This window comes from Microbacterium sp. NPDC088619, assembly GCF_044752825.1.
GTDB lineage: Bacteria > Actinomycetota > Actinomycetes > Actinomycetales > Microbacteriaceae > Microbacterium.
The window spans coordinates 2,533,811-2,559,692 of sequence record NZ_JBIVLZ010000001.1 but is presented as its reverse complement, the minus strand read 5'-3'; the positions used below and the strand labels follow the sequence as shown (position 1 = coordinate 2,559,692).

The 25,882-nt window shown below is 67.1% G+C and carries 29 protein-coding genes; 14 read left to right on the top strand and 15 right to left on the bottom strand.

Annotated features, from left to right (window positions below; genetic code table 11):
* Positions 1–189: 189 nt before the first annotated feature.
* The 6 genes from ACIP5T_RS12315 to ACIP5T_RS12290 all read right to left on the bottom strand — a co-directional run bounded on the left by ACIP5T_RS12315 (position 190) and on the right by ACIP5T_RS12290 (position 5,971).
* Positions 190–468, bottom strand: coding sequence for a hypothetical protein (locus ACIP5T_RS12315; RefSeq protein ID WP_400863489.1), 279 nt, complete (start codon positions 466–468; stop codon positions 190–192).
* A 246-nt stretch (positions 469–714) separates the two neighbouring features.
* Entirely contained in the window at positions 715–1,554 is an 840-nt protein-coding gene (locus ACIP5T_RS12310; RefSeq protein WP_400863486.1) for an ABC transporter ATP-binding protein, read from the bottom strand.
* The gene (locus tag ACIP5T_RS12305) at positions 1,547–2,404 is read right to left on the bottom strand and encodes an ABC transporter ATP-binding protein (protein ID WP_400863484.1); all 858 of its coding nucleotides are present in this window, start codon (positions 2,402–2,404) and stop codon (positions 1,547–1,549) included. The genes ACIP5T_RS12310 and ACIP5T_RS12305 overlap by 8 nt, the downstream gene beginning before the upstream one ends.
* Positions 2,401–3,312 carry an ABC transporter permease gene (locus ACIP5T_RS12300; RefSeq protein WP_056275557.1) on the bottom strand — a complete coding sequence of 304 codons (912 nt, stop codon included), beginning with the start codon at positions 3,310–3,312 and terminating at the stop codon, positions 2,401–2,403. The genes ACIP5T_RS12305 and ACIP5T_RS12300 overlap by 4 nt, the downstream gene beginning before the upstream one ends.
* Positions 3,309–4,370 (bottom strand): ABC transporter permease, encoded by a 1,062-nt coding sequence (locus tag ACIP5T_RS12295; RefSeq protein WP_053098208.1) that lies wholly within the window; start codon positions 4,368–4,370, stop codon positions 3,309–3,311. Before ACIP5T_RS12295 ends, ACIP5T_RS12300 begins: the two co-directional genes overlap by 4 nt.
* A 14-nt stretch (positions 4,371–4,384) precedes the next feature.
* A complete protein-coding gene (locus ACIP5T_RS12290; RefSeq protein ID WP_400863479.1) occupies positions 4,385–5,971 on the bottom strand; it encodes an ABC transporter substrate-binding protein in 1,587 nt (528 codons plus the stop codon).
* Positions 5,972–6,174: 203 nt separating this feature from the next.
* Between ACIP5T_RS12290 and ACIP5T_RS12285 the strand changes: the two genes are divergently transcribed.
* Complete coding sequence (locus ACIP5T_RS12285; RefSeq protein ID WP_053099313.1) at positions 6,175–6,708, top strand: Lrp/AsnC family transcriptional regulator; 534 nt, start codon at positions 6,175–6,177, stop codon at positions 6,706–6,708.
* Here the strand turns inward: ACIP5T_RS12285 and ACIP5T_RS12280 are convergent, their stop codons facing one another.
* The gene (locus tag ACIP5T_RS12280; RefSeq protein WP_400863475.1) at positions 6,709–7,068 is read right to left on the bottom strand and encodes a hypothetical protein; all 360 of its coding nucleotides are present in this window, start codon (positions 7,066–7,068) and stop codon (positions 6,709–6,711) included.
* A 132-nt stretch (positions 7,069–7,200) separates the two neighbouring features.
* A complete protein-coding gene (locus ACIP5T_RS12275) occupies positions 7,201–8,214 on the bottom strand; it encodes a hypothetical protein (RefSeq protein WP_400863473.1) in 1,014 nt (337 codons plus the stop codon).
* A gap of 135 nt (positions 8,215–8,349) precedes the next feature.
* Between ACIP5T_RS12275 and ACIP5T_RS12270 the strand changes: the two genes are divergently transcribed.
* The 8 genes from ACIP5T_RS12270 (at position 8,350) to ACIP5T_RS12235 (ending at position 16,449) form a co-directional block, all read left to right on the top strand.
* On the top strand, positions 8,350–9,312 hold the full coding sequence (locus ACIP5T_RS12270) for a hypothetical protein (protein WP_400863471.1): 963 nt from the start codon (positions 8,350–8,352) through the stop codon (positions 9,310–9,312).
* Entirely contained in the window at positions 9,309–10,427 is a 1,119-nt protein-coding gene (locus ACIP5T_RS12265) for a hypothetical protein (protein ID WP_400863469.1), read from the top strand. Before ACIP5T_RS12270 ends, ACIP5T_RS12265 begins: the two co-directional genes overlap by 4 nt.
* A gap of 385 nt (positions 10,428–10,812) precedes the next feature.
* Positions 10,813–11,508, top strand: a complete 696-nt coding sequence (locus ACIP5T_RS12260; protein WP_400863466.1) for a DUF1684 domain-containing protein — start codon at positions 10,813–10,815, stop codon at positions 11,506–11,508.
* 29 nt (positions 11,509–11,537) lie between these two features.
* The gene (locus ACIP5T_RS12255; RefSeq protein ID WP_400863463.1) at positions 11,538–13,031 is read left to right on the top strand and encodes an ABC transporter substrate-binding protein; all 1,494 of its coding nucleotides are present in this window, start codon (positions 11,538–11,540) and stop codon (positions 13,029–13,031) included.
* Positions 13,032–13,083: 52 nt separating this feature from the next.
* Complete coding sequence (locus ACIP5T_RS12250; RefSeq protein ID WP_400863460.1) at positions 13,084–14,046, top strand: ABC transporter permease; 963 nt, start codon at positions 13,084–13,086, stop codon at positions 14,044–14,046.
* Positions 14,043–14,903, top strand: coding sequence for an ABC transporter permease (locus tag ACIP5T_RS12245; RefSeq protein ID WP_400863457.1), 861 nt, complete (start codon positions 14,043–14,045; stop codon positions 14,901–14,903). The genes ACIP5T_RS12250 and ACIP5T_RS12245 overlap by 4 nt, the downstream gene beginning before the upstream one ends.
* Entirely contained in the window at positions 14,900–15,697 is a 798-nt protein-coding gene (locus ACIP5T_RS12240) for an ATP-binding cassette domain-containing protein (protein ID WP_400863454.1), read from the top strand. Before ACIP5T_RS12245 ends, ACIP5T_RS12240 begins: the two co-directional genes overlap by 4 nt.
* Positions 15,694–16,449, top strand: coding sequence for an ABC transporter ATP-binding protein (locus ACIP5T_RS12235; RefSeq protein WP_400863452.1), 756 nt, complete (start codon positions 15,694–15,696; stop codon positions 16,447–16,449). Before ACIP5T_RS12240 ends, ACIP5T_RS12235 begins: the two co-directional genes overlap by 4 nt.
* A gap of 48 nt (positions 16,450–16,497) precedes the next feature.
* On the opposite strand, the gene ACIP5T_RS12230 is transcribed toward ACIP5T_RS12235, so the two are convergent.
* A complete protein-coding gene (locus ACIP5T_RS12230) occupies positions 16,498–16,905 on the bottom strand; it encodes a winged helix-turn-helix transcriptional regulator (RefSeq protein WP_400863449.1) in 408 nt (135 codons plus the stop codon).
* A 204-nt stretch (positions 16,906–17,109) separates the two neighbouring features.
* Here ACIP5T_RS12230 and ACIP5T_RS12225 point away from each other — a divergent pair, with 204 nt between their 5' ends.
* A complete protein-coding gene (locus ACIP5T_RS12225; RefSeq protein WP_400863447.1) occupies positions 17,110–17,787 on the top strand; it encodes an FMN-dependent NADH-azoreductase in 678 nt (225 codons plus the stop codon).
* 9 nt (positions 17,788–17,796) lie between these two features.
* A complete protein-coding gene (locus ACIP5T_RS12220) occupies positions 17,797–18,096 on the top strand; it encodes a hypothetical protein (protein WP_400863445.1) in 300 nt (99 codons plus the stop codon).
* Between the two features lie 70 nt (positions 18,097–18,166).
* Here ACIP5T_RS12220 and ACIP5T_RS12215 read toward each other — a convergent pair whose 3' ends face one another.
* Positions 18,167–18,631 carry an HIT family protein gene (locus ACIP5T_RS12215; protein ID WP_400863443.1) on the bottom strand — a complete coding sequence of 155 codons (465 nt, stop codon included), beginning with the start codon at positions 18,629–18,631 and terminating at the stop codon, positions 18,167–18,169.
* A 200-nt stretch (positions 18,632–18,831) separates the two neighbouring features.
* On the opposite strand from ACIP5T_RS12215, the gene trpS reads away from it, so the two are divergent.
* Positions 18,832–19,866 (top strand): tryptophan--tRNA ligase, encoded by a 1,035-nt coding sequence (trpS, locus tag ACIP5T_RS12210; protein WP_400863440.1) that lies wholly within the window; start codon positions 18,832–18,834, stop codon positions 19,864–19,866.
* A gap of 24 nt (positions 19,867–19,890) precedes the next feature.
* Here the strand turns inward: trpS and ACIP5T_RS12205 are convergent, their stop codons facing one another.
* The 5 genes from ACIP5T_RS12205 to ACIP5T_RS12185 all read right to left on the bottom strand — a co-directional run bounded on the left by ACIP5T_RS12205 (position 19,891) and on the right by ACIP5T_RS12185 (position 24,087).
* Positions 19,891–20,169, bottom strand: a complete 279-nt coding sequence (locus ACIP5T_RS12205; RefSeq protein ID WP_400863437.1) for a type II toxin-antitoxin system RelE/ParE family toxin — start codon at positions 20,167–20,169, stop codon at positions 19,891–19,893.
* Complete coding sequence (locus ACIP5T_RS12200) at positions 20,166–20,441, bottom strand: type II toxin-antitoxin system Phd/YefM family antitoxin (protein WP_400863434.1); 276 nt, start codon at positions 20,439–20,441, stop codon at positions 20,166–20,168. The genes ACIP5T_RS12205 and ACIP5T_RS12200 overlap by 4 nt, the downstream gene beginning before the upstream one ends.
* Positions 20,442–20,501: 60 nt before the next feature.
* Positions 20,502–20,903: a DUF779 domain-containing protein gene (locus ACIP5T_RS12195; RefSeq protein WP_400863432.1), complete on the bottom strand. Its 402-nt coding sequence runs from the start codon at positions 20,901–20,903 to the stop codon at positions 20,502–20,504.
* Positions 20,904–20,985: 82 nt separating this feature from the next.
* Positions 20,986–22,551: an aldehyde dehydrogenase family protein gene (locus tag ACIP5T_RS12190; RefSeq protein WP_400863429.1), complete on the bottom strand. Its 1,566-nt coding sequence runs from the start codon at positions 22,549–22,551 to the stop codon at positions 20,986–20,988.
* Between the two features lie 210 nt (positions 22,552–22,761).
* The gene (locus tag ACIP5T_RS12185; RefSeq protein WP_400863426.1) at positions 22,762–24,087 is read right to left on the bottom strand and encodes a GAF domain-containing protein; all 1,326 of its coding nucleotides are present in this window, start codon (positions 24,085–24,087) and stop codon (positions 22,762–22,764) included.
* Positions 24,088–24,350: 263 nt separating this feature from the next.
* Here ACIP5T_RS12185 and ACIP5T_RS12180 point away from each other — a divergent pair, with 263 nt between their 5' ends.
* Entirely contained in the window at positions 24,351–24,704 is a 354-nt protein-coding gene (locus ACIP5T_RS12180; RefSeq protein WP_400863423.1) for a PadR family transcriptional regulator, read from the top strand.
* Positions 24,701–25,786, top strand: a complete 1,086-nt coding sequence (locus tag ACIP5T_RS12175; protein WP_400863421.1) for a hypothetical protein — start codon at positions 24,701–24,703, stop codon at positions 25,784–25,786. Before ACIP5T_RS12180 ends, ACIP5T_RS12175 begins: the two co-directional genes overlap by 4 nt.
* Positions 25,787–25,882 lie beyond the last annotated feature (96 nt).

Below are 25,882 nucleotides of genomic sequence, written 5' to 3'. Positions count from 1 at the left end.
TGCCCTCTCGGGGCCTGCTCGGGCCGCCCTCTCGGCTGCCCGCTCGGGAGGAGAACTCCCCGTTGGGAGGAGAACTCCCCGTCGGGAGGAGTCTCAGGCTCGGTATGTCCTCCCCAGAGGGAGATCTCCTCCCCAGGTGCGGGCGCGACGGCCTCAGCCCGATTCACCCGGTACCGCGGGAGGCGCCCGTCATGCTGAGGCGTCGGCGATACGCCGGTCGACCTCAGCGAGCTCGGCTCGGATCTGGGCCAACGATCGCGGGGTGAATCGCCGCACCTGCATGTCGAGGATCGCCTGGGCCGCGTCGTCGCTCACATCGAAAGCCTCGGCCACGGCCACCACCGCCGATGCGATGTCCCCGGGGGTATCTGCGCAGATCCGCAGCAGTTCCTCGGGCCGTTCGAGAGCGACGACGTACGCCGCGATGATCTCCCGACGCTTTCGCAGATTGCCACGATCCTCAGCCATGGGGCCACCCTACGACGTGGGGCTGCACCGATATCTCATTCGCAGCGTTGTGCGGCCCCACCCTGCTGGGCGGAGAACTCCCCGATGGGCGGAGGCTAGACACCGCAGGATCCGCCCAACACGGTGAAGTCAGCCCAACACGGTGAAGTCAGCCCAACACGGCGAAGTCAGCCCCACACGGCGAAGCCAGACCGACCAGCCGAGTGGCTGCAGACCGCGGACGCGGGCGAACAGACGACGCGCGCGTCAGTCGATGACGGGTGCGACCTCAGACCAGACGATGCGCTCGTTCGTCGACGGCGCGACCGGGATGCGGCCGGCTCCGTCGGGCTCCGGGATCGCCGCGAGCAGCGCCTGAGTGTACGGATGCTGCGGCGCAGACCACACGCGATCGGTGGCGCCCGCTTCGAGCACCCGTCCGGCGAACATCACGAAGGTGCGGTCGGCGATGCGCCGGACGACGGCGAGGTCGTGCGAGATGAACAGCATCCCCGCGCCGGCCTCGGCGACCAGGTCTCGCATGAGACCGGCGACGCTCGTCTGAGTCGATGCGTCCAGAGCCGAGATCGGCTCGTCGGCGACGAGCAGCGACGGTCGAGCCGCGAGCGCACGGGCGATCGCGAGCCGCTGCTTCTGTCCACCCGAGAACTGGTGCGGGAAGCGCGTGGCGACCTCAGTCGGAAGCCCGACCCGTTCGAGCCACTCGGCGACGGTCGATCCTTCGGCGCCGCGAGCGCGCGCGGTGGCGATGCCGTCAGCGATCTGGTCGCCCACGCGGCGCCGCGGGTTGAGCGACGTCGACGGATCCTGGAACACCATCTGGATGCCGGTGAGAGCGAGGTCGCGTCGACGGATGCCGAGCGGCTTCACGTGCTCGCCCCGGAAGCGCACCTCTCCCCCGGCGAGCTTCTCGATGCCGACGACCGCGCGAGCGAGGCTCGACTTGCCGCTGCCCGACTCGCCCACGAGCGCGACCGTCTCTCCGGGGGCGACGGTCAGCGAGACTCCGTCGACGGCGACCACCGGCGGGCTTCCGGGGTAGCGCACGACCACGCCCTGCGCGTCGAGGACGGCGATCTCACTCATCTCTGGCCTCCTCTTCAGCATCCGTCAGCACCGGATCCGACAGCACCGGATCGAGCAGAGCGGGATCCGCATCCGCGATCGCGAGCTTCGACCCGGGCAGCGCCGCGAGCAGCGTGCGGGTGTATTCGTGCTGAGGGTCGCGGAACAGCGTCTCGCGGTCGGCCCGCTCGACGATCTGCCCGTTCTTCATCACGGCGACCTCGTCGGCGATCGCACTCATGACACCCAGATCGTGCGTGACGAGCAGCACCGCGAGGTTGCGCTCGGTCGCGAGGTCGCGCAGCAGCCGGAGGATGCCGGCCTGCACCGTGACATCGAGCGCGGTGGTCGGCTCATCGGCCAGCAGCACCTCGGGGTCGCACGCGAGAGCGCAGGCGATCGCGATGCGCTGGCGCTGACCGCCCGAGAACTGGTGCGGGTAGCGCTTGAGCGCGGCATCCGGGTTGGGCACCTGCACGGTCTCGAGCAGCTCGACGGCCCTCGCCGTGGCCGCGGCGCCCCGAAGGCCGAGGTGCACGCGCATGTGGTCGGTGAGCTGCCGACCGATCGGCAGCTGCGGGTGCAGCGACGCCGACGGGTCCTGGAAGATCATGGCGATGCGCTTGCCCCGGATGCGGTTGAGGGCGCGACGGCGCATGCCGACCAGCTCCTCCCCCGCGAGCGTGATGGATCCGCCGGTGCGCGCCTGCCGGGGCAGGAGCCCGAGCACGGCGAGCGACGTGAGCGTCTTGCCCGATCCGGATTCGCCGGCGAGACCGTGGATGCGCCCGGCCTCGAGGTCGAGAGAGATGCCGTGCACGAGCGGACGGCCGATGTCGATCGTCAGGTCGCGGATGCTCAGAGCACTCATGCTGCCGCTCCCTTCGCGGAGGCCACATGCTCGGCCTGCTTCTCGTGCGTGACCTCGGCCGTCGGGTCGAGGATGTCGCGCATCGCGTCACCCAGGAAGTTGAAGGCGAGCACCACGGTCAGGATCGCCAGTCCCGGGAAGACCCCGAGCCACCACGCGTCGAAGTTCTGCATCGCCGCGGAGATCATGGATCCCCACTCCGCGGTCGGCGGCTGCGCGCCGAGGCCGAGGAACGAGAGGCCCGAGAGCAGCAGGATCGCGGCTCCGATGTCGAGCGTCGCGAGCACCAGCACGGGGCCGGCGATGTTCGGCAGGATGTCGATGAACAGGGTCCGCAGCGGCGAATGGCCGAGCAGACGACCGGCGATCACGTAGTTCTGCCCGCGGAGTCCGAGCACGATGCTGCGAGTGACGCGTGAGTACTGCGGCCACGAGACGACGATCGCCGCGATCACCGCGTTGAACAGCGACGGTCCGAGGGATGCCGCCACCACCATCGCGAGGATGACGGTCGGGAACGCCATGAACAGGTCGGTGATGCGCATCAACGTCTCATCGACCCAGCCGCCGAAGTAGCCGGCGACGGCACCGATCACGGTGCCGATGATCATCGCGGCGATCACGAGCATGAGGGCGAGCGGAAGGCTCACGGTCGCACCCGTCATCAGGCGCGAGAAGATGTCGCGGCCGTTGCCGTCGGTGCCGAGCAGCGTGTCGATGCCCGGCGCCTGCAGTCGCGGGAGCACCTGGGCATTGGGGCCGTAGGGCACCCACCACTGGGCGGTGAACGCGACGATGATCCACGCGCCCGCGATCACGGTGCCGATCACGCCGAGAGGCGTGCGCCACGCGCGGGGCCAGCGGAACCGGAACCGCCAGGGGCCGGATGCCGAGTCGATGCGGCTCATGCGATCCTCACTCTCGGGTCGAGGACGCCGTAGAGCAGATCGACGACGAAGTTGATGAGGAGGTAGATGAATCCGACCACGAGGCCGACGCCCATAATGCCGGGGAGGTCGAGGTTCGCCGCCGAGTTGTAGGCGTAGGTGCCCAGGCCGGGCCACGCGAACACCGATTCGACGAGCACGGTGCCCGAGAGCAGCGACCCGAACGCGACGCCCACGACGGTGAGGATCGGGAGGGATGCTCCGCGGAGCACGTAGTCGAGGATCACGCGCATCGCCGGGAGGCCCTTCGCCCTGGCCGCGCGCACGTAGTCACTGCCGAGCACCTCGAGCACCGAGGTGCGGATGAAGCGGGTGAGCAGTCCGATCGTGACGAGCGAGAGCACCATCACCGGGAGGGCGAGGTGGGCGAGCGCATCGGCGAACCCGACGCCGTCGCCGTTGAGGAGGTAGTCGACCGTGTAGAGCCCGGTGATGCGGGGCGGCGGGGTGATCGACGGCGAGATGCGACCGGATCCGGGCGCGATCCGCAGCTCGAGGAAGAACACGTAGAAGCTGACGAGGGCGAGCCAGAAGGTCGGCACGCTGAGGCCGATCAGCGTCACGATGCGGATGACCTGGTCGGTGACGAGTCCCCGGCGGTAGGCCGCGAGCGTCCCGAGCACCACACTCACCGCGAGGCTGAGGATGATGGCGCCGATCGCGATCTCGATCGTCGCCGGCACCGCGGTGGCCAGGTCGCTGGTGACCGGGCGACCGGTCACCAGCGACGTGCCGAGGTCTCCGCGGAGGAGGTTCCCCATGTAGATGAAGTACTGCACGAACAGCGGCTGATCGAGGCCCTGGGCCTTGATGAACGCCTCGCGCGTCTCGGGATTCTGCGATGCTCCCTCGCCCAGTGCCGCCGACACGGGGTCGCCGGGCACGAGGTTCGTCAGCGCGAAGGTCACGATCGTGACCCCCACGAGCAGGAGCAGCGAAGTGCCGATCCGGCGCAGCAGGTATCCGACGAGCGGCGACCTGCGACGCTGTGCTTGCCGCCGCACGGCCACCGTCGTCATGAGTCAGCCCCGAATCAGCCGGCGGGCGTGATCTCGGCGATGTCCATCTCCCACACCGAGTTGTACACGGCGCCGGTGACGGCATCCGCCGTGGCGATGTTGCGACCGGGGACGATCAGCGGAACGAAGGGACCCTCGGTCTGCATCGCCTCGGCGAACGAGGTGAAGGCCTCGCTGCGCTGGGCCTCATCGGTCGCGGCCGCGGCGCCTGCTGCGATGCCCGCGATCTCGGGGTTGGCCTCAGCCGCCCATCCGGCGCGCAGACCGACCTTCAGTCCGGGAGCGAAGGGCAGGAAGTTCGCGGAGTCGGCGTAGTCCGGTCCCCAGAACCACAGGCCGAAGCCCTCGGTGCCGTTGACGTACGCGTCGAGCTCGGTGGCGAACGGGGCAGGCGCGAGTTCGACGGCGATGCCGGCATCCTCGAGCTGGGCCTGCACGCGCTCGGCGAGCGGGGTGAACTCCACGCCGCCGACCGGGTAGTCGTTCGGGAACTGCAGCTTCAGGGTCTGACCCGTGTAGCCGGCTTCCGCCAGGGCGGCCTTCGACTTCTCGAGGTCCTGCTCCACACCGCTGTCGAGGGCGCCCTCGAATCCGGGCGGGATGACGCCGGTCGCCTGAACGGCGCCGGCACCCGCGAGCTCGAGCAGCGCGTCGTAGTCGAGGGCGTAGCGGATCGCCTCAGCGATCTTGACGTTCGCGAGCTCACCAGCGACGGCCTCGGACTGGTTGAGCAGCAGGAAGATGGTCTGACCCGACGGCACGGACTCGACGTTCAGTCCGTCGCCGAGGCCCGAGACCTGGTCGCCGTTGAGGTCCATGGCGACCATCGAGTCGCCGCCCTTGAGGTTCGCGAGCTGGGTGGCGCTCTCCGAGACGTTGCGCACGACGACGCGACCGTAGGCGGCCTCCTCGTCACCGTTGTACTCGTCGCTCTTGGTGAGCACGACCTGCGAGGAGAGGTCGAGCGTGTCGAGCACGAACGGGCCGGAACCGGCGGAGGTGCCGTCGAGGAACTCCTGCGCGCTGTCGGTGCCGTCGATCGTTCCGCCGTTCTCGATCACGACGTCGGAGTTGACGATGCCGAGTGCCGGGTTGGCGAGGATCGCGGGGAGCTGCAGGAGCGGCGTCTCAGAGACGATCGAGACCGTCTTCTCGTCGACCTCGGTGATGGTCAGGCCGCCCAGGAGGAAGTTCGGCTTGGCATCGGTCATGCCCTGGATGCGCTGCAGGGTGAAGACGACGTCCTTCGCCTCGATCGGCGAGCCGTCGGAGAAGACGCGGTCGCCCTCGAGCGTGAAGGTGAACTCGGTCGCCTCGTCGTTCTGCTCCCACGACGCGAGGCCGGGGACGGGGGTCGAGACGTCCGAGCCCTCGAAGTCGACAAGGGTCTCATAGAGCGCCTTGGCGATCATGTTGCCGGTCGGGTCGTAGGTGTGACCCGGGTCAGCTGTCTCGATCGAGAACGCGGTGTCGATGACCAGCGAGTCGGAACCGGAGGATTCTCCCCCGTTGTTCGCCGAGTTGCCACCGGAGCAACCGGCGAGAGCGAAGAGCGCGACGGCTCCGATCGCGATGACGGACGTGCTGCGACGTGACGACATATGGGCCTCCAGGGGCGAGGAGTTTCATCGGGTTCGGTCGACGCCGGGTGGACGACCGGTGATCAGATTCGCATTGTATGGGACTATGTGTCCAGCAAGAATGCAGACGCCATCACAGTCTGTCCAAGACCCCGCCCGTGAGGAGCATTGTGTCCACCAAGAGCGACGAAGCCACGAGGCAATCTGGACGAAGTGCCGCCCCATTGGACGACATCGGATACAGAATCCTCGAGACACTGCGTGATAACGGTCGCATCTCGATCGCCGCACTGGCCGAGACCGTGGGGATCTCCCGCGCGAACGCCTACACGCGCGTCGAGACGCTGATGCAGGACGGCGTCATCACCGGGTTCAGCGCCCGGGTCGACCAGTCCAAGGCCGGGCTGTCGATCGGGGCGCTCGTCTTCGTCACGGTGCACCCGCAGGCCTGGGCGTCGTTCCGCGAGAGCGTGCTCGAGATGCCCGATGTCGAGTGGTGCGCCATCACCACGGGCGAGCACGACGCCATGCTGCTGATCCGCGCCGTCGACGTGAGCGGCGTGCACGAGTTCACGACCGGCGTCATCGCGCAGCTTCCGGAGGTGCGCACCGTCGTCAGCGTGGTCGTGCTCGACGAGGTGATCCGCAGGTCGTTCCTGCTGCCGAGCGACCTGCCGGAGCGCGACCTGGCGACACCGCTGGGCATGACTCGGTGGACACCCGCGACGCCGGGTCGCGACATGCTCCCGCCGCGCTGATCAGGCGGCTGCGGCCTCTTCGCAGACGCTCAGCTGCGGCAGGCCGTGCATCTCGTAGTGCTCGACGAGTCGGATGCGACCGTCATCGGTGAGCTCGAGCCGGCTCTCGCCGTCTCCGGTCACCACGGCGCCGTCTGAGACGAGCACGTGCACGAACGACACCCAGATGGTGTCGCCGGTGCGGGTGCCGACGAAGCGTCCGAAGGTCACGGTGTCACCGGAGTAGTCCCCCCAGATCGCCCCGTCCTTCTCCCAGTAGACGAACTCGCTGGGCGACTCGGGGTCGACAGCCGAGGTGGTCGAGGAGACCATCCGGAACCGGCGGCCGTCGAGCGAGGGAATGGTTGCAGTCGTGCTCACCCTCCGATTATGGAGGGCACTCCTGGGTGCGCTGAAGCCGCCCCGGCAAGCGTCTTCCCGGCCCACTCGCGGAGCAGACCGGGCGAGACGAAACAGCCGCAGGCCCCGACGCCCGCGGCGTTTCGTCTGACGCTATTCGAGGTCGAGTCGAAGGAGTTCGGGCAGGTGCGCGGTCTCGGCGCGCACCGCGAGCAGGAAGTCGGAGTAGTCAGGCGTCATCTGCACCCGCCCGGATCCGAGCACGTGCGTCGAGGGTCTGCCTGCCGCTCGCTCGAACTTGACGCGCCTGACGGGATAGCCGGTGGGGGTCAGCCAGATGCGGGTCAGCTGGGCGAACGGCAGATCGACATCATCGAGCCGGATGCCGTGGTGGCTGACCTCGATGCGGGCGGGGATCGCCTTCAGCACGCGCCGGCGCAGAACGGCCCCGATCGCGAGGCCGATGCCGGCGAGGCCCGCGAACGGAACCATCAGCACGAGTGCCGAGAGCTCGCTGTCGAGAAAACCGGGCGATGCGGCGACGATGGCGACCGCCACTGCGGCCACGAGCGAGACCGCTGCTCCGATCGCGAGCCCTGAAGCGAGGCGCCGCTCGCCAGAGGAATCGACCGTGAAGGATGACGGAAGCTGTGCCCTGGCGCGCGCCGCCTCGACGGGATCCGCCACGGGTGGGTGCGCGATCGGGTTGAGCATCGCCATCAGGTCGTTGAAGGTCGAGCGTGTGAAACCGGCCAGCTCGACGGTGATCTCGCGACCGCTCGTGTAGATGATCAGCGCGCGGGTGATGCCGCTGCGGAGTCCGTTCGTGCGGTGCTCGGTGATCTTCGATCGGAAGCCGGTGGTGGCCCGGTCGTACACCTCACGGTTGCCGGCACGACCCACTTCGACGCTGTCAGATCGCACGACGACTCGCGTGTTCCGCAGCCAGAAGATCGACGCGAACACGACGAGGGTCAACGCGATCGCCACCACCAGCACGATCGTTCCGCGTGTCGAGATGTCCATCCGGCGCGGAAGGAACTGGGGCAGGATGAACAGCGCCGCGGCCGACAGCGCGGCCGACACCACCACTGCGCTCACCACCGCGCGCGCCGGGTGACGGCGGAAGACCCGCTCGTCCGGCACCACAGAGACCCCACCGACCATCAGACGCCCTCCCGAACATCGTTCAGCGCGACGGCCGACTTCGGCGATCCGCGCACCCCTCCGCATATTCTGGCCCCTCCGCCGCGCGAGCAGGTGAACCGATATCTCGCAGGTACCGTGGGTCGCATGCACTGGATGTCTGACACCTCGGCCGGCGACTGGCTGCGCGAGCGACTCGACGACCCATGGAACGCGACGATGCACTCCGTCGTGCCCCATGGCTTCCCGGCCTACGCCCGCATCCTGCATCCCGGCATCGTGCGCTCTCTCCCCGACCGGCCAGTGCCGACCTACGACGAGTACGACGCCATGTCCGAGGCGGAGCGGCAGGCTGTCCTCGATCAGTTCATCGATGAGCCTGCGACCTGGGCCGAGACGGCATCCGCCTTCGGCACGACTCTGCATCCCCTGGCGCAGTGGCAGCGCATAGTGCGCACTCCGATGGACGGGGACTGGAATCTCCGGCTCTCCCCCGACGGTCGAGAGTTCACGGCCCCGATCGAGGGCGATCTGACGCCCGAGATGCTCTCATCCATCGCGTCGCTTCTGGTCGACCACACGACGACTCCGGATGCCGGCTTCGCGGCGCTCTGGGAAGGTCGAGGCGGTCTGGTCGGCCACATGGGGCACGGCCCTTCCCGCGCGTTCCTCACCTTCAGTGACGAGCCGAATCACCAGGCGATGCTCGATCGCAGCGTGAAGGATCCGTTCAACAACGTGTTCCGCAAGCAGACCTGGCAGGAGGGCATCCTGTCGCGTGAGGTCTCGGAGGGGCCGCGGTTGCAGCTGCTGAACCGCGATCACGTGCTGTTCCGAGGCGCGGTGAGCGACTTCGCCCGCGCGGACTGGATTCTCGACGTGCCGTGGCGCGACCGACCGGGCGAGGAGCACGGGTTCGCTCCGTCAGCGCAGAGCCCCGCGATCCTGTGGCCCGACGACCACGCCTGGGTGATGGTGAGCGAGATCGACTACGACTCGACGATCGTCGCAGGGTCTGCCGAGCTGGTCGCCGCGATCTGCGCCGATCAGCGGCTCGAGGCGTTCCCGATCCCCGAGAATGCCGAACTGACCTGGGATTCCGACGAGGTGAACCGATGACCGCACCGCAGCCGGCCCCATCGTTCGACGCCCGCCCGCTCACCGATCCCGTCGATCCACGGGCCGTCAGCGCCTTCAACACCGAGCTCCGCTCGCGGGGCGCGACGGGCCTCTCGGCCACGACGATCATTGCGGTCGTGGTCTTCGGCCTCGTGTTCGTCGTCGCCTTGACGTTCGTCGGGGCGACCATGGCCTCGCTGTTCACCGATCGGGGATCATCCTCGTTCGTCGGCCTCGGCATCCTCGCGGCGGCGGGTGTCGGGATCACGATCGCCGTCCTGGGCTTGCGACGCTCCCGCGTCGCGCGGTACCGGCTCGACGCCTTCGCCAGGGCGAACGGCATGGCGTATGAGGCCAAGGTCGCGAACCCTGCCCTGCCGGGCATGCTGTTCGGCCTCGGTCGCTCCCGCGAGGCCACCGATCTCGTGCGCGGCACGCAGCCCCGCTTCGTCGAGTTCGGCAACTACCAGTACACGACCGGATCGGGTAAGAACTCGACCACCCACCGCTGGGGCTATGTCGCCGTCAAGCTCGACGTTCCGCTGCCCAACATCGTGCTCGACGCCAAGGGCAACAACGGATTCGGGTCGAACCTGCCCGCGTCGTTCCAGAAGGAGCAGCGCCTTTCACTGGAGGGCGACTTCGACCAGTACTTCACGCTGTACTGCCCCGAGGGCTACGAACGCGACGCCCTCTATCTGTTCACGCCCGACATCATGGCGCGGTTCATCGACAACGCCGCCGAGCTCGACGTCGAGATCGTCGACGACTGGCTCTTCCTCTACACGCAACGCAGGGCCTCGACGCTCGACCCGGCGACCTGGGCGTGGCTGTTCGGCGCAGTGGGAGCCGTGATCACCAAGCTCGACCAGTGGGAGCGCTGGCGAGACGAGCGGCTGCTGCTCGAGAACCCGACGGCGGCCGCGGCCGCTTCGTCGAGAGTCGCACCGCAGTCAGCGAGCGAGCGGCTTCCGTTCGCTCCGCCGGCCGGTCTGCTCTCGCCACCGCCGGGCGTCGCGCACGAAGGGCGCAGGCTGAAGCGCAGCTTCCAGTGGGTGCCGATCGTCTTCGTGATCGGATTCGCGCTGTTCTGGTTCTGGTCCAGATCGTTCTGAGCGCGACCCCCGAGGGCGGGTTGTGGGGGTGGGTGCTGACTGGGGATCAGCGTTCCCACCCCATCCCCCCTCGGGATCAGAAGGAGATCTGACACTCCCTCCGCAGGACGGTCGAACCGTCCGTACGCGCGGGTCAGCTGGGGACTGACGACTCTGCGCGTATATGAGTAATGGTATACCGGCATACGTTGCATTCCGTTGCGTGGAAGAGACTCGACCGAACACGTTGCATCGCGTCCGAAAACGTGCGGAATGAGGGCCTGCAGCCTCATTCCCCTGCGGCATTCGTGCATGCTCGAGAAAGCCCCTCCGGCGTGGGGTCGCGCATTACCTCGGGTGACGGAGTCGGCCCCACCCGCACCTGCATGCAAGAGAATGGAAGGTGATGTCTGAACGCGAAGAGCACACCCACTGGCAGGCCGAGCGCCGCGCCTCCGTCACCTCGGCGACCGGAAACCTCGCCCTGATCGAAACCCGCTGGACGGGCGAGGCCCCCGATCTGGACGCCGAGCAGCAGGCGGCATCCGACACGGTGACCGTGACGCCGATCCAGCGCACGAACATCGAGACCGGCGAGGCAGAGCACGGAGTGCGCCTGTGGGATGCCGATGCACCCGCGATCCGCGCCTTCGATCGCATCGACACCTACGACTACGACCCCGCGTGGGTGCTCGAAGGACACTTCACCCCGGTGTCCGGCGATCGCCGCGTCTCGTTCGAGCACATCCGTGACAACGGCGGCACGCGCGAACTCGTCGTCCCCGGCGACATCCACTTCGAGCTCGACGGCCACGAGTACGACCTGGCCGCCTTCGACGACGGCGGCACGCTGCTGCTCGTGTTCGGCGACCAGACCAACGGCTCCGAGACCTACGGGTCGGGTCGCTTCCTGTTCGTCGAGCTGCGCGACGACGAGGGAACCGTGGTGCTCGACTTCAACCGCGCCTTCGTGCCGCCCTGCGGATTCAGCGCCCAGTACAACTGCCCGCTGCCGCCGGCATCCAACCGCTTCCCCCTGCCTATCCGAGCAGGCGAGAAGAACGTCGTCTTCCGCGACGGCTTCGACATCTACGCGGCGTGACGCCGCACACCCTCACCCTGGGAGCACTCATGAGAAGAACCCGAATCCTCGGCGCGCTCGGCGCCGTCGCGACGCTCGCCCTCGTGGCCGGCTGCGCCTCGGGAGCCACCGACGACACCTCGAGCGAAGACGCCACGATCTTCATCGGGTCGCTGTACGAGCCGACCAACCTGAGCAACACCCAGGGCGGCGGCCAGGGCGTGACCGAGACCCTGACCGGCAACGTCTATGAAGGCCTCTACCGCCTGACCGACGACGGCGAGGTCGAGCCGCTTCTCGCCGAGGACGCCCAGGTGTCTGACGACGGGCTCACCTACACGATCACGCTGCGCGACGACGTGACGTTCCACTCGGGCGACCCGCTCACCTCCGCCGACGTGAAGTCGAGCATCGAGGCCGTCACCGCCGAGGACTCGGTCTCGGCCCGCAAGTCGAGCTTCAAGACCATCGCCGACATCGCGACGCCCGACGACCAGACGGTCGTCTTCACGCTGTCGCAGCGGTCGATCTCGTTCCTCTACAACCTCAGCTACGTCTGGGTCGTGAACGACGAGGCCGGTGACATCACCGGCACGGAGGACGGCACCGGACCCTACACGCTCGACGAGTGGAAGAAGGGGTCGACCCTGACGCTCGAGCGCTGGGACGACTACTGGGGCGAGCCCGCCAAGAACGCCGAGGTCGTCTACACCTACTTCACCGACGCCACGGCCGAGAACAACGCTCTGGTCACGGGCGAGATCGACGTGATCACCAGCGTGCAGAGCCCCGACTCACTCACGCAGTTCGACTCCGACGACTACGTCGTCAGCGAGGGCACCTCGACCACGAAGGAGCTGCTCGCGTTCAACGACCGCGTCGCCCCGTTCGACAACGCTCTCGTGCGCAAGGCGATCTACTCGGCGATCGACACCGAGAAGCTCCTGGAGTCCATCTGGGGCGACTACGGCACGCTCATCGGCTCGATGGTGCCGCCGACCGACCCCTGGTACGAGGACCTCACGAAGGTGAACCCGTACGACGTCGAGCTCTCGAAGGATCTGCTCACGCAGGCCGGCTACGCCGACGGCTTCACGTTCACGCTCGACACCCCGAGCTACGACCCGCACCCCGCTGTGGCGGAGTTCCTGCAGTCGCAGCTCGCCGAGGTCGGCATCACCGTCGAGATCAACACGATCAGCGCCGACGAGTGGTACACGAAAGTGTTCAAGGAGCAGGACTTCGAGGCCACCCTGCAGGAGCACGTGAACGACCGCGACGTGGTCTGGTACGGAAACCCCGACTTCTACTGGGGCTACAACGACGCCGACGTGCAGCAGTGGGTCGCCGAGGCCGAGCAGGCCGCCACGACCGACGAGCAGACCGCTCTGCTGAAGCAGGTCAACGAGAAGATCGCCGAGGATGCCGCGAGCGTATGGTTGTACCTCTACCCGCAGATCGTGGTCGCCTCGAGCGACCTCAGCGGGTACCCGGTCAACGGCCTGAACTCGCAGTTCTTCGCCTACGACATCGTCAAGTCCTGACGCGCGAGGGGGATGCCGCGCGTCGGCATCCCCCTCCTCATCCTGAACAGTCATGCTCGCTTATCTGATCCGCCGTCTCGCCTTCCTCGTGGTGTCGCTCGTCGTCGCGATGATCGCGATCTTCGTGCTGCTCCGTCTGCTTCCGGGCGACCCGGCGAACGCACTGCTCTCGGTGAACGCGACCCCCGAGCAGATCGCCGCGGCCCGCGCGCAGGTCGGCTCCGACCAGCCCCTGCTGCAGCAGTTCACGACCTGGGCCGGTCAGCTGCTGCGCTTCGATCTCGGCGAGTCCTTCCTGAGCTCGCGTCCGGTCGGCCCCGACATCGCCGACCGTCTCGCCGTGACGCTGCCGCTCACGCTCCTCGCGTTCACCGCAGCCCTGCTCGTCTCGCTCGTGATCGGCATCACCGCCGCCGTGAAGTCCGACCGCTGGTACGGCATCGCGCTCTCGGGCTTCGCGCAGCTGGGCGTGGCCGTGCCCGTCTTCTGGGTCGGCGTCGTGCTGGTCTGGGTCTTCGCACTCGGGCTCGGCCTGCTGCCCTCCGGCGGTTTCCCGCGCGACGACTGGGAGGATCCGGCGGATGCGCTGCGCTCGCTCGCACTGCCCATCACCACGATCGTGATCGTGATGAGCGCCTCCCTCAGCCGCTACGTGCGCTCCGCCACCCTCGACGTGATCGGCAGCGATTACCTCCGCACCGCCCGCGCCGGCGGCTCGGGGATGGGTGAGGCCCTGCTGCGGCATGGAGTGCGCAACGGCGCAGTGCCCGTCGTCGCGATCCTCGGCATCGAGCTGTCGACGACGCTGCTCGGCGCGGTCGTCGTCGAGAGCGTCTTCACTCTTCCCGGACTCGGCAGCCTGCTGCTGTCGGCCATCGAACAGCACGACTTCCAGGTGATCCAAGGCGTCCTCGTCGTCAGCACGCTCTTCGTGCTGCTCGTCGGATTCGCCGCCGATATCGTGCAGCGACTGATCGATCCGCGCCTGCGCACGAGCGTCTCGGGCAACCGATGAGCCGCGTCGCCGAGCAGCTGGTCACCGGCTCCGTCCCCGTGCGGAGGCGTCCGAAGGCGACCCTGCTCATCGGACTCGTGCTCACCGGCGCCATCGTGCTCATCGCCCTGGTATCGCTGTTCTGGTTGCCCTATCCGCTCGCCGACACCAGCGGCAGTCGCCTCGAAGGACCCAGCGGCCTGCACCTGCTCGGCACCGATCGACTCGGCCGCGATCTGCTCTCGCAACTCATGTGGGGCGCGCGGATCGCGCTCATCGTCGGCGCCTTCTCGGTCGCGATCGCCGCCGTGCTCGGCACGATCGTCGGCCTCCTGGCCGCGTTCTCCCGCCCCTGGGTCGACGACACGCTCTCCGCGGGCCTCGACGTCGTCATCGCGTTCCCGGTGCTGCTGCTCGCGATGCTCGTCGTCGCCGTGCAGGGCGCCTCGCTCTGGTCGGCGGTGCTCGCGATCGGCCTCGCGATGTCGGCTGTCGTCGCGCGGCTCACCCGCATCCTGTCGCGGCGCGTGCTGCAGGAGCAGTTCGTCACCGCCGCTCGCACCAGCGGCACCGGCGTGCTCGGCATCGTGTTCCAGCATGTGCTGCCCAACATCGCCCCGACCCTCGCCGTCAGCCTCGCGCTGCAGTTCGGGGCAGCTGTGCTCGCCGAGGCGAGCCTGTCGTACCTCGGTCTCGGCGCCCCGCCGCCCAACGCCTCGTGGGGTCGGATGCTGCAGGAAGCACAGGGCACCGTGCTCACCGCCCCCGTCGGAGCGATCGCCCCTGGCATCGCCATCATCGCCCTCGTGCTGGGAGTCAACTTCCTCGCCGACGGCCTGCGCGACCTCGCCGACCCGACCCGCAGGAGGAGCCGATGAGCATCCTCGACGTCGCCGGCCTCACCGTGCGTTCAGCATCCGGCGCACTCGTGCGCGATGTCTCGTTCTCGCTCGCACCGGGTGAGCGCCTGGGCCTGATCGGCGAATCCGGATCGGGCAAGTCGCTCACCTCGCTCGCGGTGACCGGGCTGCTGCCCGACGCTCTGCACGCATCCGGTTCGGTGCTGCTCGACGGGCACCAGGTCGTCGGAACTCGGGATGCCGACCTCCGCCCGCTCCGTGGACCCGTCGCGCAGATCGTGTTCCAGGAGCCGCTCACCGCGCTCGACCCTCTGATGCGGGTCGGCAGGCAGATCGCCGAGCCGCTGCGTCGTCATCTCGGCCTGCGCGGAGCCGAGCTGCGCTCCGCGGTGGCGACCGCGCTCGACGAGGTGGCGCTGTCGGAGCCGCGGTTCGCGCGCGCCTACCCGCACGAACTCTCGGGGGGTCAGCGTCAGCGGGTGGCGATCGCGATCGCCCTCGCCGCGCGTCCTCAGCTGCTCATCGCCGATGAGCCGACGACGGCCCTCGATGTCACGGTGCAGGATGCTGTGCTCGCCCTGCTCGAGCGCCTCGTCGCCGAGCGCGGCATGGCGCTGCTGTTCATCAGTCACGACCTCGCCGTCGTGTCGCGCATGGTCGATCGCATCGTCGTCCTGCGCGATGGTCTGGTCGTCGAGGAGGGTGCCGTGGCAGAGGTGCTGCGGCATCCGACGGAGCCGTACACGCGGATGCTGGTCGACAGCGCTCGGGCACTCGACGCGTTCCTCGACACCGCGGAGGGTGAGCGATGAGCCTTCTCGAGCTGCGAGGCGCCGGCTTCGCCTACGGATCCCAGCGGGTGCTCGACGATGTCTCGCTGAGCCTCGACGAGGGTGAGTCGCTCGGCCTCGTCGGCGAATCCGGCGCTGGCAAGTCGACGATCCTCCGGCTGCTGCTCGGTCTCGCAGGGCCGCGCGACGGGCAGGTGCTGTTCGACGGCGAGCCCCTGTCGCTACGGGACCGCTCGCAGATGCGCCGCTTCCGCGCGAGCGTGCAGCCGGTGTTCCAAGATCCCTACTCGTCGCTCGACCCCCGCCAGCGGATCGACCGCATCATCGGCGAACCGCTGCGGTCACTGCGCCTGGCATCCGGTGCCGACGCCCAGCGTCGCATCGCCGAGGCCCTCGAATCCGTCGGGCTTCCCGCCGACACCGCCCGCCGCCACCCTCACGAGTTCTCGGGCGGGCAGCGTCAGCGCATCGCCATCGCCCGCGCCGTGGTCTCGCGCCCTCGCGTGCTGCTCGCCGACGAGCCGGTCAGCGCGCTCGACGTCACGACCCGCGTGCAGGTGCTCGAGCTGCTCGACCGACTGCGTCGCGAGAACGGCCTGTCACTCGTGATGGTGTCGCACGACCTGACCGCCATCGCCTCGGCGTGCGACCGGACGGTCGTGCTGCAGAACGGTCGCGTCGTCGAGCAGGGCGCCACGGCATCCGTGCTGCACGCCCCCCAGGACCCCTACACCCGCGCGCTGGTCGACGCCGTTCCGCGCCTCCCCCGCTGAGTTCCGTTCAGGCGAGGCTCGAAAGAATTCTGTTCTGCCCTGACTCGGCTAGCCAAAATCGAGTTGGTGCCTGTCATGAGCCATACGTGAAGCACCGATGTCGTGCATGTTTTCTTCGGCCCACTTCTTCATCTCGAAGACGATGGGGAGCAGCGAGCGTCCTCGCGATGTCAGTTCGTAGTCGGTTCGTATGGGGGTTGTTACCGTGATGCGCCGCGAGATCAGGCCGTCGCGTTCTAGCGAGCGCAGTGTCGAAGTGAGCATCTTCTGGCTAGCGCCCGGGATGGTCTTCCTGAGGTTGCTGTGGCGCTGCGGGCCTTCTACCAAAGCCAATATGACCAACGTGACCCATTTGCTACTGATCGCTTCAAGAAGTTGACCTGCTGGGCACAGCGCTAAGGAAGCGTTGTAGTCCTTCTGTGCTTCGTTGCGCTTTTGTTCAGCGGTGTATGTCATCTACTAAGGGCCTTTTCGGGGGAGACTCGATCTTCCACACGGGAGATCCTATGCGGTCTCCCGCTACTCGCGAACCAGTCTCGCGAGGCACTTTGAAGTTCCTTAGGCACAGAATAGTGCGCCCTTACGACGTATGAGGAAATCAGCCAGGATCGTCTACGAGGCACAACATGCCCTCTTCCTAGAGCTTCGGAAGGAAGCCCCATGACTACCCTCCTCCACATCAACGCTTCTCCTCGCTACGTCCACAGCGACTCACTTGCTCTGGCCCGATACTTCATCGATTCTGTTCAGGATTCCACGCAGGACAGCTTCGAGGTGGACACCCTGAATCTCTTCGACGATGGAGTGCTACCTGTTTTTGGTCGGACGGCGGCAGCCGCCAAGATGGCAGTGTTCTCTGGCCAGGAGCAGACGACGGAACAGATCGTTGCGTGGCAGTCTGCGCGCGCGGTGTTTGACCAGTTCGCGGCCGCAGACGCGTACGTCTTCAACATTCCGATGTGGAACTCGGGTGTGCCGTATGCGCTGAAGCAGTGGATTGATATCATCACCCAGCCCGGTTGGAGTTTTGGCTTCGACCCGGAGAAGGGCTATCGAGGCTTGATGGAAGGCAAGCATGCACTCGCCATTCACACCAGCGGTGTTTATGCGCCGGGCGTGCCAGCTGCCTTCGGCTCCGATTTCAGCAGCACGTTCTTCGCTGACTGGCTGAACTTTGTGGGCATCCATGATGCTACTCATGTTCGTTTCGCTCCCACCGTCGTGAACGGAGATGTGGACGGCACACGCAAGGCTGCTGAATCAGAGCTATCCGAGGCAGTGACCGCGTTCGCCAGCAAGCTCGACGCAATTGGGAATCTCCAGTTGGCGAACAGCTGAGACGACATCATGCCCGACAAACGTACGCCCACCACTCCGCGGGTTGCGCCGCCGAACAATCATCAGCTGGCCCTAATGATTTGGCTGGCTGTGTTCCCCACGCTCACATTCATCAATCTTGTGTTCGGCGAGTGGCTCGCCACTCTGAACGTTGTGATTCGTACTCTTGTTCTCGTCTCCGTAGCCGTTCCCATCGTTGTCTACGGTCTCATGCCCCTCCTGCATCGGGTTCGCGTCTGGGTCATCCTTCGCAGGCAAGCCATCGGCAATGCGGGGGCGACAGGCTCCGACTCGATGCCGTTGGCATAGATGACCGCCGCTGGGTCTCGGAGATGTAGCTGGCTTCCCTGTGGCTCCCGGCGCCAGCGCCAGCCGCATCTCAGGCGCTCGCCTGCCACGCTTTCCGTAGCGCAGACGCCGACGCATCGATCTCCGCGTCAGGGAGATACGCAGGGCCGTCGGAGATGTCCACGTTCCGCAGCGGGTCATCCTCGAGATGCTGCGGGAACACATGGCAGTGAAGATGCGGGGCCCGATGACCCATCACCAGGTAGTTGATCTTCCGCGGGTCGAATGCTTTGCCGACGGCCCGGCCTGCGCGCTGGACGTCGCGCCAGAACGCACTGAGCTGACCGGCGTCCAGCAGACCGAGGTCAGTGACATGCTCGCGGAGGATGACCACGGTGTAGCCGGGATGCGCCTGGTTGCGCACCAGTCGGATGTGAGTCGCCTCTGTGGAAGCGACGAGGATGCTGTGCTCGTTCTCCGGCAGATGAGCGTCGGCGCACATCCCACACAGCTCAGGGTCCGCGAGTTCTGCCCACTCATGATCCGACCACCACATCGGCCCATGGTAGCCGCGAGAACCCCGCCGCCGGTCGCCTCGAGCGTCCAACGTCACTATCCTCGACCTATGCGTTTCACCGTTTCGTCGTGGTGGCTGCACGAGCAGCCGTAACGCATTGACGCGCGGGCTGCACGGCAGCCCGCGACCCCTATGCGGACCCATGTTCCGTGCAGCTCCTTTCGAATCAGGAGCAGATCATGGACTCATACGCCGCAACCCTCGCCCGCATGCCCGACCTTCGAGAGGCGATCGAGCAGCATCCCGAGAGATACCGCGTGCTCACCGGGGAACGCCCCACCGGCAGGCTGCATCTCGGCCACTACTTCGGCACCATCCGCGAACGTGTCCGTCTGCAGGATGCCGGTGTCGAGACCTTCGTCATCTTGGCCGACTACCAGGTGATCACCGACCGCGATTCGGCCGGTGACGTGCGCGGTGCCGTGTACGGCGCGGTGCTCGACTACCTCGCCGCTGGTCTCGACCCGACGTCGACGACGATCTTCACCCACTCCTCGGTGCCGGCCCTCAACCAGCTCCTGCTCCCTTTTCTCAGCCTGGTCAGCGAGGCAGAACTGCACCGAAACCCGACGGTCAAGGCCGAACTCGCGGCATCCGGACGCACCCTCGGCGGACTACTGCTCACCTATCCCGTCCACCAAGCGGCCGACATCCTCTTCTGCAAGGGCAACCTCGTTCCGGTGGGCAAGGACAACCTCCCGCACGTCGAGATGACACGGACGATCGCGCGTCGCTTCAACGACCGATACGGCAACGTGTTCCCCGAGCCTGCCGCACTCGTCACCGAGACCCCTGAGCTTCCAGGCCTCGACGGCCGCAAGATGTCGAAGAGCTATGGAAATGCGATCGCACTCGGGATGACGGCTGACGAGACCGCCGACGCCATCAGGCGCGCTCCCACCGATTCGGAACGCGTGATCACGTACGACCCCACCAACCGGCCAGGAGTCTCGGGGTTGCTCGCGACGGCCGCGGTCGTTCTGGACCGCACTCCGGAGGTGATCGCGGAGGAGATCGGTGGTGCGGGAGCCGGTGCGCTCAAGCGCCTCACCACCGAGGCGGTCAACGAGTTCCTCGCCGACCATCGTGCCCGTCGTGCGGCGCTCACCATCGCCGATGCCGCCGCCGTGCTTCGAGAGGGCAATGAGCGCGCGGAGTCCATCGCGAACGACACGCTCGATGAGGTGAGGGCGGCGATGGGGATGACGTATTGACGGAAGGCGCGGCCCAACAAAAGGTCAGTTCATGCCGGGAGCCGGCGGTCGATACGCGTCGCGTCGGTGCCTCGCACGCACCACGATGAGTTGGTCCGGCTCCTCGAGATAGAACAGCACCCGATAGTCGCCTCGGCGCGCCGATTGCAGTCCTTCGAAGTCCTCCAGTAGCGGCTTACTCATCCGGAGCGGGTTCTCGGGCAAGGTATGAACGGCGAACTCCACAATCGCCTGCGCGATCTTCGGCGGTAGTCCATCGAAGTCCCGCCAGGCGGAATCGGCGAATGACGTGACCCAGTTCACCGGGGTCGAACGCCGTATCGCTTCATCGTGTCTTCGGCGCTGCGGAGCTCGCCGGCCCCGGACTGCCGGCGAGCGTCATCCACGTCTTCACGAGTCCCCACCTGGGAGAACCAGAACAGGGTCTCATACAGCGAGTCCAGAGCATCCTTGTTCACCAGCACCGCTGCGCTGCGTCCGTGGCGAGTAATCTCGATCGTCTCGTGCTCACGTTCCACTTGGTCGACGAGACGTGACAGGTGATCCTTCGCCTCACTGAGCGGTATGGTCTGCATGGAGAAAGATTAGCCTGAAGTCTGGCCTATATCTAGCCTGACTCCAGGCCATATGTCCGCTCAGCCCGCCGAAGGCGCCAGCCCGAAGTACGCCAGCTCCGCGTCGTTCAGCATCCGTGAGCGGATCAGGAACCGCATGCCCGTCGGCCCCTCGACCGAGAAGCCCGCACCGCGCCCCGGCACGACGTCGATCGTGAGGTGGGTGTACTTCCAGTACTCGAACTGCGACTCCGACATGAAGACCTCGACCGGAGCGTCGAGTCCCACGTCGAGCGCGCCCAGCAGCACATCTCCGGGCCCCGTGATGAACATCCCGACTGGATAGCACATGGGCGACGAGCCGTCGCAGCATCCGCCCGACTGATGGAACATCAGGGGACCTTGCTGCACGGTGAGATCGCGCACGAGGGATGCCGCGGCATCCGTCACGTCGACCCGCTGGTAGGTGCCGATGCTCACCATGGTCCGTGCCTTTCTGCAGATGGTCCGGGTGCGGATGCTTCCGGGCGGACACTGAGGGTGCAGTGCCCGCCCGGGGTCGAACTCAGAAGAACCCCATCGGGCCTTCTGCATACGAGACCAGGAGGTTCTTGGTCTGCTGGTAGTGATCGAGCATCATCTTGTGGTTCTCGCGCCCGACTCCCGACTGCTTGTATCCGCCGAACGCTGCATGCGCCGGGTACTGGTGATACGTGTTGGTCCAGACGCGACCGGCCTCGATCGCGCGCCCGGCACGGTAGGCGGTGTCGCCGCTGCGACTCCAGACGCCGGCGCCGAGTCCGTAGAGCGTGTCGTTCGCGATCGAGATCGCGTCGTCGAAGCCGTCGAACGAGGTGACCGACAGCACCGGCCCGAAGATCTCCTCCTGGAAGATGCGCATGTCGTTCGTGCCCTCGAAGACGGTCGGTGCCACGTAGTATCCCTCGCTCAGATCGCCGCCGAGGTCGACGCGGTCGCCTCCCGTGAGCAGCCGCGCTCCACCCTGCTTTCCGATGTCGATGTAGCTGAGGATCTTCTCCAGCTGATCGTTCGACGCCTGGGCGCCGATCATCGTGGCCGGGTCGAGCGGGTTGCCCTGGATCACCTTGCCGACGCGCTCGAGTCCATCGGCGAGGAAGCCGTCGTAGATCGACCGCTGGATCAGCGCGCGCGACGGGCACGTGCAGACCTCGCCCTGGTTCAGGGCGAACATCGTGAAACCTTCGAGTGCCTTGTCGTAGAACGGATCGGCGGTGTCACGGGCGACATCCTCGAAGAAGACGTTCGGGCTCTTGCCCCCGAGTTCGAGCGTCACCGGGATCAGGTTCTGCGAGGCGTACTGCATGATCAGGCGACCGGTCGTGGTCTCACCCGTGAAGGCGACCTTGCGGATGCGCTTGTGCTGCGCGAGCGGGGCACCCGCCTCGATGCCGAAGCCGTTGACGATGTTCACGACGCCGGCGGGCAGCAGGTCGCCGATGATGTCGAAGAGGAAGAGCAGGGATGCCGGCGTCTGCTCTGCGGGCTTGATGACCACGCAGTTGCCTGCGGCGAGCGCCGGCGCCAGCTTCCATACGGCCATCAGGATCGGGAAGTTCCAGGGGATGATCTGCCCCACCACACCGAGTGGCTCGTGGAAATGGTACGCGACGGTGTTCTCGTCGAGCTGGCTGATACCGCCCTCCTGCGCACGGAGAACACCTGCGAAGTAGCGGAAGTGGTCGACCGCGAGGGGGATGTCGGCGGCGAGCGTCTCGCGCACCGGCTTGCCGTTCTCCCACGTCTCGGCGACGGCGATCTCCTCGAGGTGCTGCTCGATGCGGTCGGCGATCCTGTTGAGGATGACGGAGCGCTCTGCGGGGCTGGTCTTGCCCCAGGTGGCGAACGCCTTCCAGGCGACGTCGACGGCGCGGTCGATGTCTTCGACGGTTCCGCGGCCCACCTCGGTGAAAGGCTTGCCGTTGACGGGACTGACGTTCTCGAAGAACTGGCCCTTGACCGGATCCACGAACTCGCCCCCGATGTAGTGCCCGTACCGCGGGCGGTAGGTGGCGACGGCTCCCGGCTGGCCGGGGGCGGCGTACGCGGAGGATGCGGGGGCGGTGGACACGTCTTCTTCGACGATCGTCATCGGAACTCCTTCGACGGGCCACGGCGTCGGTGCTGCGGCTGTCCTCCGACGGTAGGTCGGCGGGGGTTGCGCCCCGATGCGCAACGTTGCGAAGGGTTGCAGGCGGTCACAGGCTGGATCCGCTCGAACGGCTGATGATTCCCCGGATGGCGGGCATACCGTCGGCGTGTGCACGTCCGGGCGGGAATCCGTCAGCCGGATGAACCCGGGTCAGCGATCTTCGATGCGTTCGATGCGCGCGACGAGTCCCGCGCGCTTGGGAGACCGAGCGGGCAGCATCTCGAGAGCGAGACGGAGCGCCGCCGCATCCCCCTGTCCTTCGGGGATCTCGGCGTATTCCAACAGGACGTCGAGGCTCGCCTCCGAGAGCATCGTCTCGCGCAGCGCCGCTCTCACCGATTCCCGGAACTCCTCCACGCCGGGCGAGGTCGACTCGGGAAGCACAGGGCCGCGATAGGCGGTGAGCGCGACGCGGTGCGCGCCTCGGTCGAGCAGCGAGAGCACGTCGTGCGCGTCAGTCTCGAGCGGCACAGTCAGTCGGTAGGGCCGGGACTCGGGGACGAGGCTGGGCGCATGCTTCTCGAGGACCTTGCGCAGGCGCACCATCTCCGGACGCAGGGTGTCGGCAGACGCTTCGGGTCCGTAGACGAGTTCGCTCAGTCTCTCGGCGGACAGGCCCTGACGGTTCACCGCGAGCATCAGCAGGATGGCGGCATGGCGCGCACTGAGCTCGATCATCGACTCCTCGAGCTCGCTCTCGGACTCGAGGCGCGCCCTGTCCCGCCCCAGCACGTGCAGGGTCGCACGGGTCGTGGGCTTGGCGCGAGAAGAGAACGTCGTGGGACGGGGCGATTCGCTGCGCGCCCGGAGCCGCGCCACCAACAGCTCGGATTCGACGGCGCGCGCGGTCGCATCGACCAGAAGCCGCGCCTGAGTCGAGACGACCTCGTCTCCGCCCGTCACGTCGATCACTCCGAGCACCCGCTTCGTCTCGGGGTCGCGCACGGGCGCCGCGGTGCACGACCACGGATGCACCAGTCGGTTGTAGTGCTCCGCCCCCCGGATCTGCACCGAGTGACCGAGCTCGAGGGCGGTGCCGGGAGCCGTCGTGCCCACCGCATCCTCCGCCCAGTTCGCGCCGGCCACGAATCCCATCCCCTCGGTGAGCGATTGCAGCTGGCGGTCGCCTTCGATCCACAGCAGTCGTCCGGCCTGATCGCCGACGGCGACGACGACACCCGACTCGTCAGGGGTGCCGGGGAGCAGAAGCGCACGGATCATGTCCATCGCGGATGCGAGCGGATGCGCGAGTCGATACGCCTCGAGCTCCTCGGTCACGAGCTCGATCCGCGGCGCCTCTTCGGGCCCGACCCGTCCTCGCCACGAGCGCACCCACGACTCGCGCACGAGGGGACGCACCTGCTGCAGCCGTTGATCGTCGAGGTTGCCGGCGATGAGCTCTTCATGCGCACGCTCGATCAGCAGACGAGAGGCCTCAGGAGGGCCATCGCGTGACACCTGCCACGACGCAACCACAGCGTCTCCGTTCGTCGTCGGTGGAGCGTTACCTCAGTGTAAGAGCCGGATGCCGTGGGCGGAAGGTGCGATATTCCGGTGCGCTCGTCTTGAATGCATGCTCAGATCACAGACGCATGCCGAGACCGACGATCCGAGCATACGAGTGTCATCCGACCACGCACATGCGCGGTCGATGGCCGAGCGGAGCGAGACACGCAGTTGCGCACCTCGCACACTACTGTGCACTGCGTGGTAGCGTGCACTGCATCGAAGGAGATCGGATGGACACCACCCAATTGTTGAAAGGCGTGCTCGACGTCGCGGTGCTCGCCGTGCTGCGCACCGAAGACGGCTACGGCTACGACATCGTGCGAAGGCTGCGCGATGCAGGCCTCGGCGACGTCGGAGATGCCTCGGTCTACGGCACCCTGCGGCGCCTCTACGCCGCGGGCAGCCTCTCGAGCTATGTGGTCCCCTCAGACGGCGGACCGCACCGAAAGTACTACGCGATCAACCCCCAGGGCCGCACAGCCCTGGAGACACAGACGGTCACGTGGCTCGACTTCGCGGGAGCGATGTCGACGCTGCTCACCGCCGACAGCACAGACACACCCACGATCGGAGAGAACCGATGAACGACACCGCCGTCTCGATCGATGAGCACATCCGCTCCTTCGCGCTCGCCGTTCGAGAGAACCTCGATGACCTTCCCGCAGACGAGCTCGACGAGATCGTAGGCGGGCTCACCGCTGACCTCGCCGACCAGGCCGCCGACAACGACGGCGAGCTCGACCTCGGCGACCCGGCTGCGTATGCCGCGGAGCTGCGGTCGGCCGCCGGCCTGCCCCCGCGAGCCGAAGCGCGGCGGCGGGTGCGGATGAGGGCACGCCTACGCACCTGGCGCCACGGCGCGGTGGACGGCATCCGTCGCAGCGCCGCCGGCGCGTGGATCCTCGATCTGCTGCTCGCCCTGCGGCCGGTGTGGTGGGTGCTGCGCGGCATCGGACTGTATGCGGTGGTCTCGGTCGTCGTCGCCGTCATCCCGCCCTTCTCCTACCTGCCGATCGAGTCGTACACCGCGTGGGCCATCCCCACCTCGCCGCTGCAGTGGATCGCGCTGTTCGTGTTCGTGCTCGTCAGCGTGCAGTGGGGTCGCGATCGGTGGTTGCCGAGGAACCCCCTTCGCCACGTCCGAACGCTCGCGGGCATCCTGGCGGTGATCGTGCTGCCGGGTCTCGTCGCCTCGGTGCTGTCGCCTCGCGTCGAGCACGTCTACGCGACCGAACCCGTCGGCATGATGGGCCTCGCTCTCGACGGCGTGCAGATCAACAACATCTTCGCCTACGACGCGCAGGGCAATCCGATCGACCACGTCCAGCTGTTCACCGGCAAGGGCACTCCCCTCGACCTCTACGGCTCGGCGGGCGGTCAGGAGGCCTTCTCGGACGAGAACGGCATGACCGAGTTCGGAATGCACGACGACGGGCTGCTGGCGACGATTCCCTCCGAGGACTACCGAGGAAAGTCGGTCTGGAACATCTACCCGCTGGACGAGGCGGAGTGGGATCCGATGACCGGTCAGCCCGACGTCTCGACGAAGAAGCAGCCGGAGCCGCCGTTCCAGAAGGCTCCGAGCATCGAGGCAGCGGATGGGACGCCCGCGCCCATCCCTGATCCTCAGACGACCCCTCAGCCCACCGAGACCCCTGCTCCCTAGGAGACGACATGGCCGAGCGAATCATCTCCATCGACATCTCGCACCTCGTCCGGGAGGCGCTCGCACAGGCCGTCGAGGTCGACGAGCCGGAGGAAT

Excerpts from the sequence above, each read along its gene's own strand:
- ACIP5T_RS12270 (WP_400863471.1), top strand. The coding sequence starts at position 8,350 with ATGTCTGACACCTCGGCCGGCGACTGGCTGCGCGAGCGACTCGACGAC.
- ACIP5T_RS12250 (WP_400863460.1), top strand. The coding sequence starts at position 13,084 with ATGCTCGCTTATCTGATCCGCCGTCTCGCCTTCCTCGTGGTGTCGCTC.
- ACIP5T_RS12180 (WP_400863423.1), top strand. The coding sequence starts at position 24,351 with ATGGACACCACCCAATTGTTGAAAGGCGTGCTCGACGTCGCGGTGCTC.
- ACIP5T_RS12230 (WP_400863449.1), bottom strand. The coding sequence starts at position 16,905 with ATGACATACACCGCTGAACAAAAGCGCAACGAAGCACAGAAGGACTAC.
- ACIP5T_RS12265 (WP_400863469.1), top strand. The coding sequence starts at position 9,309 with ATGACCGCACCGCAGCCGGCCCCATCGTTCGACGCCCGCCCGCTCACC.
- ACIP5T_RS12240 (WP_400863454.1), top strand. The coding sequence starts at position 14,900 with ATGAGCATCCTCGACGTCGCCGGCCTCACCGTGCGTTCAGCATCCGGC.
- ACIP5T_RS12175 (WP_400863421.1), top strand. The coding sequence starts at position 24,701 with ATGAACGACACCGCCGTCTCGATCGATGAGCACATCCGCTCCTTCGCG.
- ACIP5T_RS12310 (WP_400863486.1), bottom strand. The coding sequence starts at position 1,554 with ATGAGTGAGATCGCCGTCCTCGACGCGCAGGGCGTGGTCGTGCGCTAC.
- ACIP5T_RS12255 (WP_400863463.1), top strand. The coding sequence starts at position 11,538 with ATGAGAAGAACCCGAATCCTCGGCGCGCTCGGCGCCGTCGCGACGCTC.
- ACIP5T_RS12235 (WP_400863452.1), top strand. The coding sequence starts at position 15,694 with ATGAGCCTTCTCGAGCTGCGAGGCGCCGGCTTCGCCTACGGATCCCAG.
- ACIP5T_RS12215 (WP_400863443.1), bottom strand. The coding sequence starts at position 18,631 with ATGTGGTGGTCGGATCATGAGTGGGCAGAACTCGCGGACCCTGAGCTG.
- trpS (WP_400863440.1), top strand. The coding sequence starts at position 18,832 with ATGGACTCATACGCCGCAACCCTCGCCCGCATGCCCGACCTTCGAGAG.
- ACIP5T_RS12190 (WP_400863429.1), bottom strand. The coding sequence starts at position 22,551 with ATGACGATCGTCGAAGAAGACGTGTCCACCGCCCCCGCATCCTCCGCG.
- ACIP5T_RS12200 (WP_400863434.1), bottom strand. The coding sequence starts at position 20,441 with ATGCAGACCATACCGCTCAGTGAGGCGAAGGATCACCTGTCACGTCTC.
- ACIP5T_RS12290 (WP_400863479.1), bottom strand. The coding sequence starts at position 5,971 with ATGTCGTCACGTCGCAGCACGTCCGTCATCGCGATCGGAGCCGTCGCG.
- ACIP5T_RS12260 (WP_400863466.1), top strand. The coding sequence starts at position 10,813 with ATGTCTGAACGCGAAGAGCACACCCACTGGCAGGCCGAGCGCCGCGCC.
- ACIP5T_RS12245 (WP_400863457.1), top strand. The coding sequence starts at position 14,043 with ATGAGCCGCGTCGCCGAGCAGCTGGTCACCGGCTCCGTCCCCGTGCGG.
- ACIP5T_RS12220 (WP_400863445.1), top strand. The coding sequence starts at position 17,797 with ATGCCCGACAAACGTACGCCCACCACTCCGCGGGTTGCGCCGCCGAAC.
- ACIP5T_RS12225 (WP_400863447.1), top strand. The coding sequence starts at position 17,110 with ATGACTACCCTCCTCCACATCAACGCTTCTCCTCGCTACGTCCACAGC.
- ACIP5T_RS12195 (WP_400863432.1), bottom strand. The coding sequence starts at position 20,903 with ATGGTGAGCATCGGCACCTACCAGCGGGTCGACGTGACGGATGCCGCG.
- ACIP5T_RS12315 (WP_400863489.1), bottom strand. The coding sequence starts at position 468 with ATGGCTGAGGATCGTGGCAATCTGCGAAAGCGTCGGGAGATCATCGCG.
- ACIP5T_RS12300 (WP_056275557.1), bottom strand. The coding sequence starts at position 3,312 with ATGAGCCGCATCGACTCGGCATCCGGCCCCTGGCGGTTCCGGTTCCGC.
- ACIP5T_RS12305 (WP_400863484.1), bottom strand. The coding sequence starts at position 2,404 with ATGAGTGCTCTGAGCATCCGCGACCTGACGATCGACATCGGCCGTCCG.
- ACIP5T_RS12275 (WP_400863473.1), bottom strand. The coding sequence starts at position 8,214 with ATGGTCGGTGGGGTCTCTGTGGTGCCGGACGAGCGGGTCTTCCGCCGT.
- ACIP5T_RS12295 (WP_053098208.1), bottom strand. The coding sequence starts at position 4,370 with ATGACGACGGTGGCCGTGCGGCGGCAAGCACAGCGTCGCAGGTCGCCG.